The 14,847-nt window shown below is 63.8% G+C and carries 13 protein-coding genes and 1 other RNA gene; 6 read left to right on the forward strand and 8 right to left on the reverse strand.

Annotation, left to right across the window (positions count from 1 at the left end; all coding sequences use genetic code 11):
* Positions 1 to 172 precede the first annotated feature (172 nt).
* Complete coding sequence (locus tag E5221_RS24695; RefSeq protein ID WP_013974305.1) at positions 173 to 469, forward strand: hypothetical protein; 297 nt, start codon at positions 173 to 175, stop codon at positions 467 to 469.
* Between the two features lie 99 nt (positions 470 to 568).
* Positions 569 to 963, forward strand: a transfer-messenger RNA (tmRNA) gene (gene ssrA, locus E5221_RS24700).
* Positions 964 to 1,193: 230 nt separating this feature from the next.
* Here ssrA and E5221_RS24705 read toward each other — a convergent pair.
* On the reverse strand, positions 1,194 to 2,732 hold the full coding sequence (locus E5221_RS24705; RefSeq protein ID WP_182328931.1) for an MFS transporter: 1,539 nt from the start codon (positions 2,730 to 2,732) through the stop codon (positions 1,194 to 1,196).
* A 271-nt stretch (positions 2,733 to 3,003) separates the two neighbouring features.
* Between E5221_RS24705 and E5221_RS24710 the strand changes: the two genes are divergently transcribed.
* Positions 3,004 to 3,867, forward strand: coding sequence for a LysR family transcriptional regulator (locus E5221_RS24710; protein ID WP_061551847.1), 864 nt, complete (start codon positions 3,004 to 3,006; stop codon positions 3,865 to 3,867).
* A gap of 57 nt (positions 3,868 to 3,924) precedes the next feature.
* On the opposite strand, the gene gabP is transcribed toward E5221_RS24710, so the two are convergent.
* From gabP to E5221_RS24725, 3 genes are all read right to left on the reverse strand, one after another.
* Complete coding sequence (gene gabP, locus E5221_RS24715) at positions 3,925 to 5,316, reverse strand: GABA permease (protein WP_003258117.1); 1,392 nt, start codon at positions 5,314 to 5,316, stop codon at positions 3,925 to 3,927.
* A 417-nt stretch (positions 5,317 to 5,733) separates the two neighbouring features.
* Complete coding sequence (gene gudD / locus E5221_RS24720) at positions 5,734 to 7,080, reverse strand: glucarate dehydratase (protein WP_247846578.1); 1,347 nt, start codon at positions 7,078 to 7,080, stop codon at positions 5,734 to 5,736.
* A 19-nt stretch (positions 7,081 to 7,099) separates the two neighbouring features.
* Complete coding sequence (locus tag E5221_RS24725) at positions 7,100 to 8,452, reverse strand: MFS transporter (RefSeq protein ID WP_247846579.1); 1,353 nt, start codon at positions 8,450 to 8,452, stop codon at positions 7,100 to 7,102.
* Positions 8,453 to 8,713: 261 nt separating this feature from the next.
* Between E5221_RS24725 and E5221_RS24730 the strand changes: the two genes are divergently transcribed.
* Positions 8,714 to 9,415: a FadR/GntR family transcriptional regulator gene (locus tag E5221_RS24730; protein ID WP_061551844.1), complete on the forward strand. Its 702-nt coding sequence runs from the start codon at positions 8,714 to 8,716 to the stop codon at positions 9,413 to 9,415.
* Positions 9,416 to 9,439: 24 nt separating this feature from the next.
* Here E5221_RS24730 and E5221_RS24735 read toward each other — a convergent pair whose 3' ends face one another.
* From E5221_RS24735 to E5221_RS24750, 4 genes are all read right to left on the reverse strand, one after another.
* Positions 9,440 to 10,450: an NAD(P)-dependent alcohol dehydrogenase gene (locus tag E5221_RS24735; RefSeq protein ID WP_247846580.1), complete on the reverse strand. Its 1,011-nt coding sequence runs from the start codon at positions 10,448 to 10,450 to the stop codon at positions 9,440 to 9,442.
* Positions 10,451 to 10,608: 158 nt separating this feature from the next.
* Positions 10,609 to 11,199, reverse strand: coding sequence for an HAD family hydrolase (locus E5221_RS24740; RefSeq protein WP_013974314.1), 591 nt, complete (start codon positions 11,197 to 11,199; stop codon positions 10,609 to 10,611).
* Positions 11,196 to 12,065 (reverse strand): acyl-CoA thioesterase II, encoded by an 870-nt coding sequence (gene tesB, locus E5221_RS24745; RefSeq protein ID WP_015271912.1) that lies wholly within the window; start codon positions 12,063 to 12,065, stop codon positions 11,196 to 11,198. Before tesB ends, E5221_RS24740 begins: the two co-directional genes overlap by 4 nt.
* A 147-nt stretch (positions 12,066 to 12,212) precedes the next feature.
* Complete coding sequence (locus E5221_RS24750) at positions 12,213 to 12,782, reverse strand: GNAT family N-acetyltransferase (protein WP_013974316.1); 570 nt, start codon at positions 12,780 to 12,782, stop codon at positions 12,213 to 12,215.
* A gap of 179 nt (positions 12,783 to 12,961) precedes the next feature.
* Between E5221_RS24750 and E5221_RS24755 the strand changes: the two genes are divergently transcribed.
* Complete coding sequence (locus E5221_RS24755) at positions 12,962 to 13,648, forward strand: histidine phosphatase family protein (RefSeq protein WP_247847764.1); 687 nt, start codon at positions 12,962 to 12,964, stop codon at positions 13,646 to 13,648.
* A 183-nt stretch (positions 13,649 to 13,831) separates the two neighbouring features.
* On the forward strand, positions 13,832 to 14,746 hold the full coding sequence (locus E5221_RS24760) for a histone deacetylase (protein ID WP_015271914.1): 915 nt from the start codon (positions 13,832 to 13,834) through the stop codon (positions 14,744 to 14,746).
* The last annotated feature ends 101 nt before the right edge of the window (positions 14,747 to 14,847 follow it).

Consider the following 14,847-nt stretch of genomic DNA (forward strand, 5'->3'; position numbering starts at 1 on the left):
CCCACAGGGACCGCGCCGGCTTTGAGCGCACGCCGTACCTGTAGGAGCGGCTTCAGCCGCGAACACCGGCAAAGCCGGTGCCATCCCCCGCCAGCATCCGATTGAACCCCCGCCAATCCTCTACAGTCCATCCTTACAGGCCCACCTTCCAGAGGCCCAGAAGGAGACTCCCATGAAAGGTACCGCGCTTTCGGCCCTGTTCGCGGCCGCCACCCTGCTGGCTTCGCCGGTATTCGCCGCCGAAGACCTCTGCACCGCCAACCTGCAAAAGATCGACGACAGCATGGCCACCGCCGGCGCTACCTCCGAAGGCCTGGACAAGGCCATCACCGAGCACGTCGACAAAGCCAAGGCTGCCCAGGCATCGGGGGACACCAAGGAATGCATCGCCATCACCAGCAAAGTCCTGGAGCGGTTGGAAAAAACGGAGAAAGGCAGCGGCACCAGCGGCGGCGGTAGCGGCGCGTGAGCCCAAAAGCGGGCGACCGGACCGGCTGTCGACGTCGCCCGCGCAATGGCGTATACTCAGCCTCACGTACCGTAAGGTGCGTTAGCTTAGAGCTAGTGTGGGGCCGATCAGGATTCGACGCCGGTAGCGAAACTCTAGGTGCATGCCGAGTTGGTAACAGAACTCGTAAATCCACTGTTGCAACTTTCTATAGTTGCCAATGACGAAAACTTCGAGGCGGAGTACGCTCTCGCTGCGTAAGCAGCCGAGCCCGACCTTCTGGTAGCTTCGGCTCCAGCAATCATCAGGGGATGCCTGTAAACCCGAAATGATTGTCATACAGAACAGGATCGTCGTGTAGCACGTTGGGGGCAAAGCGACTAAAACTTACCCAACTCGTCCAAAGCACCCTGCCCGTCGGGCGGCTGCGGATTAACTCAGTAGACACGGCTAAGCATGTAGTACCGACAGCGGAGTACTGGCGGACGGGGGTTCAAATCCCCCCGGCTCCACCAAATTCCAAAGAAGAAGACGCCCTCGGGCGTCTTTTTTTTTTGCCTGGATTTTGGGTTGTGCGAGCCCACAAAGTCAGAATCAGGCTTTTCCGCATAGGGCGTTTCCCAAAGATACTCCCTGCGCCGGTTTGCTCTTCACCGGTCTCTCAACCCAAACACGGCTTCCACCACGTGAGTGACAGCAAGCGCTGGTCGCCCCAGTCGCCAAGTCGTGATGCCCGCCGCCAGCTTCATGATTGCCTCTCAGCCAGCAACACTTCCGGCATGGCCGGCAGCGGCCGGCTCAGCAACACGCCGACCAGCACCGCAAACAGCAGCGCCGCCACACCGGCGACCTGCAACACGGCATCGAAGCCCCCGATGAACGCCTGGCGGGCCAAGGGTGCCACCGTTTCCCGCAACCCGGGCTCAAGCAACGCCAACGCCGCCTGCAAATCACCCGCGGCAACCCGGGTAGCCATCGCCGCAACCTGGCCCGATTGCCCAGGCGCCACGGCAGCCATGGCCTCATACAGCAACTGCCCACTACGTGCAGCCAGCACACCACCCAACCCACCGATGGCCAGCACGATCGCCCCGAATCGCGTGGTTGTACTCAACCCCGAAGCCATGCCGGTACGCTCACGCGGCACGCAAGCCATGATGTTCTTCTGCGTATCGCCATTCAGCAGCCCGGCGCCAGCACCCAGCACCAGGCTGGCCAGGGCGAATGCACCGTAACCGCCCTGCTGCGTGGCCCAGGCACACAGCAGGTTACCCGCCCCGACCAATACCAGGCCTAGCGCGAACACCTGCGCCGGGCTCAAGTGTGCAGCCAGACGCATGCCCAGGCGTGGCGTCAGCAGCATGGCCACGGCAAACGGCAGCATGCCCGCCCCTGCGGCCAGGGCCGACAGCTGCAGGCCGTTCTGCAAGTAAAGCGGTAGCAGGGTCATCATCACCTGGGCGCAGGCAGCATAGGCAAACATCCCCAGCAAGGCGCCAACGAAGCGCCCGCTGCGCATCAGCCGCAGGTCGATCATCGGCCGTTCCTGGCTGCGCTCGACCATGACGAACAGGCCGAACAGGAAGGCGCTGATCACCAGCCGTCCCAGGGTTTGCGCACTGCCCCAGCCCACCTGGTTGGCATCGATCATTGCCCAGATCAGGTAACCCAGGCTGCCGGCGAAAGTCAGGCTGCCCCATGGGTCGAGCCGGGCCGCAGCGCTGTCACGGGACTCTTCGACACTGCGCAGCACCATCACTGCGAGCACTGCCACCAACGGCAGGTTGATGTAGAAGATCCAGCGCCAGCCAAGGGTGCTGGCGATCAACCCGCCCAGCAGCGGCGCAAAGGTGATGGTGGCGCCCATGCAGGCGCCCCAGAAGGCCCAGGCACGCATGCGTTCCTGGGGTTGGTGGAAGCGATTGCCGATCGCGGCCAGGGCCGAGGTCAGCAGCAATGCTGCGCCAACGCCCTTGGCTGCCCTGGCCAGGTCGAGGACCAGCAGGTTGGGCGCCGCGCCACAGGCCAGCGAGGCGAGGCCGAACAGGGCCAGGCCGAGCAGCAGCATGCGGCGACGGCCAAAGCGGTCGGCCAGGCTGCCAGCGGGCAGCAGGCAGGCGGCAAAGGCCAGCAGGTAGGCGCTGACCACCCATTCGATGTCGGCAAACGAGCCGGACAGGTCGCGGGCGATGCTGGGCAGGCTGACCGCGACGATGTTGGTGTCGAGGATGATCAGGGCACAGACCAGGGAGGCGGTGAGCAGGGTGAAACGCGCAGAGGGCATGGTGAGGCTCCGGATGCAGGGCTGGTTGGTCAAATCGCCGGGGCTGCCCTGCAGCCCATCGCAGGCAAGCCAGCTCCTACAGGGACCGCACCGCCTTCGAGGATTGCGCAATACCTGTACCTGCGATGGACTGCAAAGCGGTCCCCTGCAATTCCCAGGCAGCCTTTGCCGCCAAGCCACCAGCCTTGTAGTGTTGGCCTCACCATAACGCCACCAGCCCCCAGGCTTGTTAGCCACGGCGGCTCGCGTCATTACCCTGCAGGTAACACCCATGGAAATCCGCCATTTCCGCTACTTCCTCTGCGTCGCCCGCCACGGTCATTTCACCCGTGCCGCCGAACAGCTGGGCATCGCCCCGCCCACGCTCAGCCGGCAGATCCAGGACATGGAGCGCGAACTGGGCGTGCGCCTGTTCGAGCGCAACCAGCGCGAGGTCAACCTCACCGCAGCGGGCCAGGCGCTTTTGATCGAGGCCGAACATGCCGTGCGCCAGTTCGATGCTGCACAACTGGGCGCGCAACGGGCCGCCCGAGGCGAAAGCGGGCGCATCGAACTGGGCTATGTGGCTTCGGCCGCGTACTCGGGCATGCTCCAGCAGCAAGTCGGCCGCTACAGCGAAACCTGCCCCGGCGTACGTCTGAACATTCGCGAACTGCCCATGGCCGAACTGCCCGGTATGGTCCGCGACGGCCTGCTTGACCTTGCCTATGTGCGCTCGCCGATGGAGCTGCCCGAGGAACTCGAAGCCATCGCCTTGCACCAGGAAGGTTTCGTCCTCGCCCTGCCCGCCAGCTCACGGATAAATGAAGTGCCGCAGATCCCGGCCTCGCGCCTGGCCAATGAAACCTTCATCCTGCCCGAACAGATCTCCGGCACGCTGGAAGTGGCAGCACAAGGTGGTTTCGTCCCGAGGCTCGGCCCTCAGCCGGGCAGCCTGGTGGCGGTGATCACCCTGGTGTCACTCGGCCAAGGCATCGCAGTGGTGCCGGAATCGGTGGTGCAGCGCATCAGCCTGCCGCAGGTGAACTACCGCCGTATTGTCGACTGCCAGGCCAGCTCGTGGCTTAGCCTGATCCACCGGCGCTTCGAGAAAGCGCCAGCGGCAATCAGATACATCAAGATGATGAAAGGCTGAAAAAACAAAGGGCACCCATCCACTGGTGCCCTTTGCCCTACCGCCAGGTGAACTCAATCACCCCATCGAACGCACCCCCACAGGTTGCGCATTGCCCCGCGTGGTCACGATCCCCAGGAAGGAAATCACGATCGCCAGGCCCAATGTCGAGCTCACTTCCGCCCGGTGTTCAGGCGTGAACATCATGACCGCCAGTGCCCCGCCAATGAACAGGATCACCGCCCAGGTCAGGTACGGGAACAGCCACATGCGGAACTTCAGCTCGGTGTTTTCCCGCTCCAGGCGACGACGCATGCGCAGCTGCGAAATCGCGATGACCATGTACACCAGCAAGGCAATAGCACCGGAGCTGGCCAGCAGGAACTCGAACACACCCTTCGGCGCGAAGTAATTGAGGATGGCAATGGCCGCGCCGATCAGCGTGCTGCCGAATACCGCAGCGCGTGGCACACCGACCTTGGAGGTCTTGTTGAGCATGGCCGGTGCGTCACCGCGCTTGGCCAGCGAGTACATCATCCGCGAGGCAATGTAGATTGAAGAGTTCATGCAGCTGGTCACTGCCACCAGCACCACCAGGTCGACCATGAAGGCCGCGTTGGGGATGTTCATGATCTCCAGCGCACGCTGGTAGGAGCCCACCACCGCCAGCTGCGGGTCGTTCCACGGCACCACCGAAATGATCACGAAGATCGACAGGATATAGAAGGTACTGATGCGCCAGATCACCGAGCGAGTGGCCTTGGCGATGTTGCGCGACGGGTCGCTCGATTCGGACGCGGCGATGGTCACCGCTTCGGTGCCGATGAAGCTGAACATCACGGTGATGAACGCACCAACCACGGCCGACCAGCCCTTCGGCGCGAAGCCGCCGTGCTCGGCCATCAAGCTGCTCAGGCCACTGACCTCGCGGTTGGGCAGCCAGCCCATCAGTGCGGCGAAACCCAGGCCGATGAAACCGAGAATGGCCGTGACTTTGAGAATGGCGAACCAGAACTCGAACTCACCGTACTTGGCCACGCTGAACAGGTTGGTACCAGCCAGCAGCAGCACCGAAGCCAGGGCGAATATCCAGCTGTCCACCTGCGGGAACCAGGCGTTCAGCACATGCCCGGCGGCCAGCGCTTCGATCGGGATTACCAGTACCCAGAACCACCAGTACAGCCAACCGATGGTGTAGCCGGCCCAGCGGCCGATGGCCTGCTCGGCGTAGGTGGAAAACGATCCGGTGTCCGGGTGTGCCACGGCCATTTCGCCGAGCATGCGCATGACCAGTACCACCAAGGTCCCGGCCACGAAATAGGAAATTATGGTAGCTGGCCCGGCTGCCGCGATGGCGTGGCCAGAGCCGACGAAAAGTCCGGCGCCGATGATGCCGGCGATGGACAGCATCGTTACGTGACGTGGCTTGAAACCTTGTGCAAGGTTGCCATCAGATCCCACGGTGTTCATTGATGTTGTTCTCTTTTTACTGACACAAGGATGGACGGGCAGGTGTAGGCGAAAATATCTCCTTTGAAATCAATAAGTCGACACGTTACTCGCGCTCTGTTGTTGATATTTGGCACGCGTCACAGAGCAACGTGTCAGTGCAGGTCGGGCTTCATTTAAGCCCCGCAGGGCTGTGGGAAATTACACCAGAACGCCCCGGAACTGTTCGATCACGACAGGCATCCCCATTAACGTCAGAAGTCGCGAATGGCATACCCGATCCCGTCACCAGGCCGTCTGGAGCTTTTGTTTTTCATTTGGGTGTGTTGTGGCTGTACTGGCCCTTTCGCGGGCTCGCCCGCTCCCACAGGTACTCCACCCCCTCAAACCTGTGGTGTACCTGTGGAAGCGGGCAAGCCCGCGAAGAGGCCAGCAGCCTCAACGCACCAGGCAAGGCCGCTTGTTATCGAAGCTCCACCCCGGAATCAGGAACTGCATTGCCACGCTGTCATCCCGCGCGCCCAACCCCATGTTGCGGTAGCACTCATGCGCCTTGGCCAACTGGTCTTCATCCAGCTCCACCCCAAGCCCCGGCCGCGCCGGCACGTGCACATGCCCGTCGACGATGCGCAGTGGTTCGCGGGTGAGGCGCTGGCCGTCCTGCCAGATCCAGTGGGTGTCGATCGCAGTGATTTCCCCCGGCGCCGCAGCCGCCACCTGGGTGAACATTGCCAGCGAGATATCGAAGTGGTTGTTGGAATGCGAACCCCAGGTCAGTCCCCAGTCGTTGCACATCTGCGCCACCCGTACCGAACCCTGCAAGGTCCAGAAGTGCGGGTCGGCCAGCGGAATGTCCACCGACTGCAACTGGATCGCATGGCCCATCTGCCGCCAGTCGGTAGCGATCATGTTGGTGGCGGTGGGCAGGCCGGTGGCGCGGCGGAACTCGGCCATCACCTCACGGCCCGAGTAGCCGTTCTCGGCACCGCATGGGTCTTCGGCGTAGGCCAGCACATCGTGCTTGTCGCGGCACAGGGCAATGGCCTCCTTCAATGACCAGGCACCATTCGGGTCGAGGGTGATGCGGGCTTCGGGGAAACGTTCGGCCAGCGCCGTTACCGCTTCCATCTCCTCCTCGCCGCGCAACACCCCGCCCTTGAGCTTGAAGTCGCTGAAGCCATAGCGCGCCTTGGCGGCCTCGGCCAGGCGCACCACCGCGTCCGGGGTCAGGGCCTTTTCGTGGCGCAGGTGGAACCAGTCGTCCTCGGCCTCGGCTTCGTTGCGGTAGGCAAGGTTGGTCTGCTGGCGGTCGCCGATGTAGAACAGGTAACCGAGCATCTTCACCGCCTCGCGCTGCTGCCCCTCGCCCAGCAGTGCCGCCATCGGCACGTTCAGGTGCTGGCCGAGCAGGTCGAGCAGCGCCGACTCGATGGCCGTCACCGCATGCACGGTGATGCGCAGGTCGAAGGTCTGCAGGCCGCGACCAGCCGAGTCACGGTTGGCGAAGGTCTGGCGCATGGCATTGAGCACGCGCTGATAATGGCCGATCGACTGACCGACCACCAGGCTGCGGGCGTCGTCCAGTGTCTGGCGGATCTTCTCGCCGCCCGGCACCTCGCCCAACCCGGTATTGCCGGCGCTGTCACGCAGCACCACAACGTTACGGGTGAAGAACGGGCCATGAGCACCACTGAGGTTGAGCAGCATGCTGTCGTGCCCGGCGACGGGGATCACGCGCAGATCAGTGACCACGGGGGTGCTGGTGTGAAGGGTCTGCATGTTCATGGTTGTTGTCTCGCAGTCATCAATGGCTCTGACCCAGGGCCGAAGGGGCCTTGAGGTCATCGGAAGGGGCGCCCTTTGGGCGAGTGCGTACGAAGAAGATGGCAATGGCCGCCAGCACCGAAGTCACCGCCAGGCCGTACAGGCCGCCCTGGATCGAACCGGTCTGCTGCTCCAGCAGGCCGAAGGTGGTGGGGGCGACGAAGCCGCCGAGGTTGCCGACCGAGTTGATCAACGCGATCACCGCTGCGGCGATGCGGGCATCCAGATAACCCTGCGGGATCGGCCAGAACAGCGACGATGCCGACTTGAAACCGATCGCCGCGAAGCACACCGCGACAAAGGCGAACACCGGCCCACCCGTGGTGGACATGAACATGCCGATGGCAGCGATCACCAGCGCACCTGCGACCCAGGCCTGCTGGAACTTCCAGCGCGCCGAGCCGGCGGCGAAGGCATACATGGCCAGGATCGATATCAACCACGGGATCGAGTTGAAGAAGCCGACCTGCAGGTCGCTGAGGTCACCCATGCGCTTGATGATGCTCGGCAGCCAGAAGGTGGCGGCGTAGATGGTCAGCTGGATGCAGAAGTAGATCAGGCAGAACAGCAGGATCTGGCGGTCCTTGAGCAGGCTCCAGGCCGATGGCCTGACCACGCCGACCGCTTCGCGCTCAAGTTGCTCGCGATCGATGGCGGCCACCAGTGCTTCCTGCTCGGCCTGGCTCAGCCACTTGGCGTCCTGCGGCCTGGAGTCGAGCCAGAAGAACACGAAGAAGCACAGCGTCACCGAGGCCATGCCTTCGATGAACAGCATCCACTGCCAGCCATGCATGCCCAGGCCCTGGATCTGCATCAGCGCGCCGGCCAGCGGCCCGGAAATCAGCGACGCCAATGCCGAGCCGCTGAGGAAGATGGCAATCGCCTTGCCACGCTCGGCGGCCGGCAACCAGCGGGTGAAGTAGTAGATCACCCCGGGGAAGAAGCCCGCTTCGGCAACGCCCAGCAGAAAGCGCAGCACGTAGAACTGGGTTTCGTTCTGCACGAAGGCCATGGCCGTGGCCACCAGCCCCCAGGTGAACATGATGCGGGTCAGCCACAACCGTGCGCCGACCTTCTGCAGCAGCATGTTCGAGGGCACCTCGAACAGCGCGTAGCCGATGAAGAACAGGCCGGCGCCAAAGCCATAGGCGGCGGCGCTGATGCCCAGGTCGCTTTCCAGATGGGGGCGGACGAAGCCGATGTTGACGCGGTCCAGGTAGTTGACGATGAACATGATGACGAACAGCGGCAGGACGTGGCGCTTGACCTTGGCCACGGCGCTGGCCAGGGCGTCGCCTTCATTCCGGGCAGACGGAGCGAGGGTATCGTTCACTTGCGGATCTCCCACTAATTGTTTTTGTGCGGGTCGAGGTTGTCTGACATGGCAGTGGGGAGGAGCATATGCGCAGCGCAGTTGTACGACAAGATCAGCAACGTCGGTAAAATCACAAAATACAAGCTACCGCAAAGCCTATATGCGTCGATCTTGCAAAAATAGACAAACTACTCGCTGACTTGACCACAGGAAAAATCGGCAAAAAATATTTATATCGATTAACTTGTCGTACAAGTACAACAACAATCGGATCACACCATGGCCACCGAACAAGCCCACAAACGCGGCCACAGCCGTGCCCATGACCTGGTCTCCAGCTTGACTCAACAGATCTTGCTGGGCACCTTCAAGCCAGGCGACAAGTTGCCCTCGGAGAACAGCCTGGTGCGCGAGCATGGGGTCAGCCGCACCGTGGTCCGCGAGGCCCTGTCGAAATTGCAGGCCTCGGGGCTGGTTGAGCCACGCCACGGTATCGGTACGTTCGTGATGGAGCGCCAGGCCCAGGCCGGCCTGCGCATCGCTGCGGAAAGCGCGGCGAATGTGCGCGACCTGCTGGAGCTGCGCATCGGCCTGGAAGGCCAGGCTGCCGCCTTGGCCGCGCTACGCCGTGACGAGGGGCATCTGAGGCGCATGCGCCAGGCGCTGGATGACTACCAGGACCTGGCCGCCGCTGGCGACAGCTGCATCGAGGCCGACCGGCGCTTTCACCTGTTGATTGCCGAGGCCACTGGCAACCTGTACTTCACTGAAATGCTGTTGCAGCTAGGCAACGGCCTGATCCCGCGCAACCGCATGGCCCTGGCCGAACGCAGCGGGGCGAAGCTGGCGCGGCAGGCGTACCTGGCCAACCTTGAGCATGAGGCGATCCTCAATGCCATCCGCCGGCAGGACCCGGACGCGGCGCGGGCAGCGGTGTGCCTGCACCTGTCCAATAGCCGCGACCGATTGTTGCCGGACTAGGGGCCGCTACGCGGCCCCCAGCCATTACCAGGTCAGGCAGATTTTGCCGAAATGCCGGTTGCTCTCCTGATAACGGAACGCCTCGACGATCTGCTCCAGCTCGAAATGCTTGTCCACCACCGGCCGCAGGCCGTTGGCATCGATCGCCCGCACCATCGCCTGCTGTTGGGCGCGGCTGCCCACCAGCACGCCTTGCAGGCGTATCTGCCGCACCAGCGCCTGCACCAGCGGCAATTGCCCGGCCACGCCGGTGAGGATGCCGATCAACGACACATGCCCACCAATGCGCGCGGCGATCATCGATTGCTCCAATGTCGCCGGGCCACCCACTTCGATCACATGATCGACGCCGCGGTTGCCGGTCAGCTCGCGCACTTTCTCACCCCACGCCGGGATGCTCTTGTAGTTGATCAGGTGGTCTGCACCCAGGGCCTTCAGGCGCTCCAGCTTGGCGTCGCTGGATGAGGTAGCGATCACCGTCGCGCCGGCCAGCTTGGCAAACTGCAGGGCGAAGATCGATACACCGCCGGTGCCCTGCACCAGCACCGTATCGCCGGGCTTGAGGTGGTCGTCGCACATCAGCGCGCGCCAGGCCGTGAGACCGGCCGTGGTCAGAGTGGAAGCTTCGGCATGGCTGAAGCCCTTGGGCGCCAGGGTGAAGGCGGTGGCGCGAGCGGTGACCTGTTCACGGGCGTAACCATCGATACCGTCGCCGGGCACCCTGGCGAAGCCGTCCACATTGGCCTGGCCGTCGAGCCAGTCGGGGAAGAAGGTACTGACCACATTGTCGCCGACCTGGAACTCGGTGACGCCGCTCCCCACCGCGACCACTTCGCCAGCGCCATCGGCCATAGGGATGCGCCGCTCGCTCGGGCCCCACATGCCGCTGACAACGGCGAAATCGTGGTAGTTGAGAGAGCTGGCGTGCAGGCGCACGGTGATTTCATCGGCCTGGGGTGCGAGAGCCTCGCTGGTACCGACCTCGACCTTGTCGTAACCGCCGCCGGGTTTTACGTAGATGGCCTTGCTGGTCATGGGTAGGTCTCCGTTCAGGGAATAGATTGGGGTTCAGCATAGACAGGTCCGGCCTCTTCGCGGGTGAACCCACAGGTTGAGTGCTGGACTTGAGCTCGGCGCGGTCCCTGTGGGAGCGGGTTTACCCGCGAAGAGGCCCGCACAGGCGACACAAAAACTCAGCCCAGCATCACCTTCAATGCCCGGCAATCGGCCGCATGCCAATCCACCAGCTCCGGCCACGGATTGTCCGGCAGGTTCACCAGCACCGTGCGCGCTCCCGCAGCCCGCCCACAGTCCAAATCAAACCGGTAATCCCCCACCATCACCAACTCACCCGGTGTCACACCCCAGGCATTGGCAATCTTCAGCAGCCCATCCGGGCTTGGCTTGGGCGCTGCTTCGTCACGCCCCAGAATGTGCTCCACCGGGAAGCAGTCCGCCAGGCCGATGGCCTCCAGCGTCACATGCGCCAACTCACGGGCATTGCGGGTCAGAATGCCCAGCCGGCAACCACGCTGGGCCAGCTCGCGCACCAGTTCCACCGCCCCGGTGGCCGCCGTGGAGGCAATCGCCAGGTCACGCTCGTGCTCCAGCAGCCAGGCATGCTTGGCCGCCGCCTCGTCCGCCGGCAAGGCTGCCAGGTGGGTGAGGATGTCGTGCTCGGCCGGGATATCCAGCGCTACGCGGATGGCGGCAAAATCGTGCACGGCCACGGTCAGGGTGCCGTCCATGTCGAACACCCAGTTGCGCACCTCGCCCAGGCTCATGCCCAGTCCTTGCGATGGCGAATCAGGCCTTCCTGGCACGACGACGCCACCAGTTGCCCGGCCTGGTTGAAGATGCTGCCGCGGCAGAAGCCACGGGCATTGCCCGCCCAGGGGCTGTCGGTGGCGTACAGCAGCCACTCGTCGGCACGCAGGTTGCCATGGAACCACAGCGAATGGTCGAGGCTGGCGATCTGCATGTCACGCTGCCACACCGATTTGCCATGGGGCAGCAACGAAGTGGTCAGCAGGCCGAAGTCCGAGGCGTAGGCCAGCAGGTATTTGTGCAGGGCGGGGATATCGGGCAGGTTGCCGTCGGCGCGGAACCAGGCGTACTTCACCGGGTCGCCAGCCTGGGGGTTGAATGGGTCGCGCTCGGTGACCGGGCGAATCTCGATCGGCTTGGCGCACAGCACCTTGTCGCGAATGCGCTCGGGCAACTGGTCAGCCATGGCCCGGGCCAGCTCGACTTCAGTGGGCAGGTTCTCCGGGCCGACCACATCGGGCATCTGCGCCTGGTGCTCGAAGCCTTCCTCGTCGTACTGGAACGAGGCGCTGCAGGTGAAGATTGGCTGGCCCTTCTGAATAGCCGTCACCCGCCGGGTGCTGAAGCTGCCACCATCGCGCACGCGGTCCACCGAATACACCACCGGCAGGCTGGCATCGCCAGGGCGCAGGAAGTAGCCGTGCAACGAATGCACATGGCGTGCATCCTCGACCGTCTGGCTGGCCGCCGACAACGATTGGCCCAGTACCTGCCCGCCGTACAGCTGGCGAAAGCCCAGGTCCTGGCTGCGTCCACGGAACAGGTTCTCCTCTATGGACTCGAGGCTCAACAGGTCGACCAGGTCGTCCAACACATGACTCATCGGGGGTTCTCCGTAGGAGCGAGTCTTGCTCGCGATGCGCCGCCCAGGCGGCGCTCGATCTCATAGGCGCTGAACATCTTGCGGCAAGCGCCCTCCATTAGGGAAATGATACAGGGTTTGTCATTCGCGCCGGGCATGGCCATGCATTCAGGCGCGCAGGGTACGCTCCCAGTGAGCGCGGTCGATGCGGTACAGCACATGCGGGCGCAGCGGATGGCCCACGGGCAGGCGGGGGTGTTCGAAACTGCCATTCAGGTCCTGCTGCATACCGATGGCCTGCATGACCTTCTGCGAGGGCAGGTTGCTCTCGCTAGTGAACGACACCACTTCCTCCAGGCGCAATTGGGCGAAAGCACAGCGCAGGCATGTCCACGCCGCCTCGCTGGCGAAACCCAGGCCCCAGTGGCGGCGTGCCAGGCGCCAGCCGATCTCCACCGCCGGCGCAAAATCGGCATCGAAGCCCACGTGCAACAACCCGGTCATGCCGATGAAGGCACCACTGTCCTTGCGCTCCAGAGCCCACAGACCAAAGCCGTACTCATTGAAATGCCCACGCACGCGGCCGATCAGCGCGGCTGCCTCCAGGCGTGTCAGCGGCGCCGGGAAGTAGCGCATCACCTGCGGGTCGGCACACAGGGCGGCGAACTCGCGCAGGTCGTCGTCGTGCCATTGGCGCAGTACCAGCCGCGCGCTTTCCAGTTGCAGGATAGGGGTCATCGGGCGTGCTCCGGTTTTACCGTCTTGCAGTTTATAGCGTAGGCGCGGGTACAGGTTTCACCCAACCGGCGCGCCCGAATGCAATTTTCACACGCCCTTCACCGCCGCCCGACAGGCCAGTTGACAGGATGCCAGCCAACACCGCCGCGCCAGCCGCGACCATGCCAACGGAGCAACGCATGCTATCGAGCAACACCCTTGGACACCCTGCCATCCACGCCCGGCGCAAGCGACGCCTGACCCGCAAAGCCCTCGGCGCCGCCCTTGGCCTGTGCATGGTCGTGGCGGCGTTGAGCACCTGGCTGGCGACGAGGACGCATATCGTGGACCTTGGCAACGAACGGCAATTGAGTGACAGCGGCCTGCTGCAGGACTGGGCCGACGGTGCGGTGATCGTGATGATCCGCCACGCCGAGCGCTGCGACAGCGCCCCCGGCCCGTGCCTGGACGACCCCACCGGCATAACCGTGGCCGGCAGCCAGGCTGCCGGGCGTGTTGGCCAAGGGATGCACCAGCTGGGCCTTAACAACGCCGATATGCTCAGCAGCCCGAAACTGCGCACACGGCAAACCGCGCATTTCATCCTTGGCCAGGCGGTGGCCAGTGAGGACTGGCTGGAAAGCTGTGACAGCCAGTTCGCCAGCGAAGCGCTGGCACACAAACGACCGGGGCATAACCTGGTGCTGGTGACCCACAACGGCTGCATCGACCATTTTGCCCGCCAGCAGAAAGTTGCGGGGGGCGAGCGTGAGAGCGGCTATGCCAGTGCGCTGTTCGTTTCGGTGGATGGCAATGGCAAGACGCGCATCCTCGGCCGCCTGAACGAGCCGGACTGGCAGCGGGTGCTGGCCAGTACCACGAAATAACACGCCAATCGTCCAGGTTGTCGCTACTCCGTGTAGGAGCAGCCTTGTGCTGCGAAGAGGCCATAGCCGCCACAGAACATTGTCCTGCATGCCGGCCCTTTCGCAGCACAAGGCTGCTCCTACACGTGATCGGCCAGCAAGCTCATGGCAAGATCAGCACTGGCCCCGATTGCGACCCCACCCATGCCGTTGCCGCTGATCTACCACGAAGACTACAGCCCGGAGTTCCCTGCCGAACACCGCTTCCCCATGGACAAGTTCCGCCTGCTGCACGACCACTTGATCGACAGCGGGCTGACCACCGACCAAGCCCTGCTGCGCCCGGACATCTGCCCCAACGACATCCTCGCCCTGGCCCACGACCGCAGCTACATCGAGCGCTACATGAACGGTGACCTGTCACGCGAGGACCAGCGCCGCCTCGGCCTGCCCTGGAGCGAGGCCCTGGCCCGGCGTACCGTGCGCGCCGTAGGCGGCTCGCTGCTGAGCGCCGAGATGGCGCTGCAGCACGGCATCGCCTGCCACCTTGCCGGCGGCACCCACCACGCCCATTACGACCATCCTGCCGGCTTCTGCATCTTCAACGACCTGGCCGTGATCAGCCGCTACCTGCTGGAGGCTGGCCGGGTACACCGGGTGCTGATCTTCGACTGCGATGTGCATCAGGGTGACGGCACCGCGCGCATCCTGCACGACACACCAGACGCCATCACCGTGTCGCTGCACTGCGAACAGAACTTCCCGGCGCGCAAGGCGCAAAGCGATTGGGACATCCCCCTGCCCCGCGGCATGGGCGACATGGCCTACCTGAAGGTGGTGGACGACGCCCTCAACTACCTGCTGCCACTCTATCGACCCGACCTGGTGCTGTACGACGCCGGGGTCGATGTGCACAAGGACGACGCCCTGGGCTATCTGCAACTGACCGATGCAGGCGTTGCCGCCCGTGACGAAGCGGTGCTGCGCCACTGCCTGGGCCGCGACATCCCGGTGGTGGGCGTGATCGGCGGTGGCTACAGCAAGGACCGCGCTGCCCTGGCCAGGCGCCATGGCATCCTTCATCACAGTGCGGCACGCGTAATCGGTTGTTCACAATGACTGTGGAACCGCTTGTGGATAACCTGCGGGAAAGGCGCTGCAGCCCTTTACAGGCAAGGCCTGCAAAGCTCTGATCATTTTTTGAGCAGTGCTTCCACAGG

It is taken from the genome of Pseudomonas sp. A2 (assembly GCF_023100865.1).
Classification (GTDB): Bacteria; Pseudomonadota; Gammaproteobacteria; order Pseudomonadales; family Pseudomonadaceae; genus Aquipseudomonas; species Aquipseudomonas asiatica.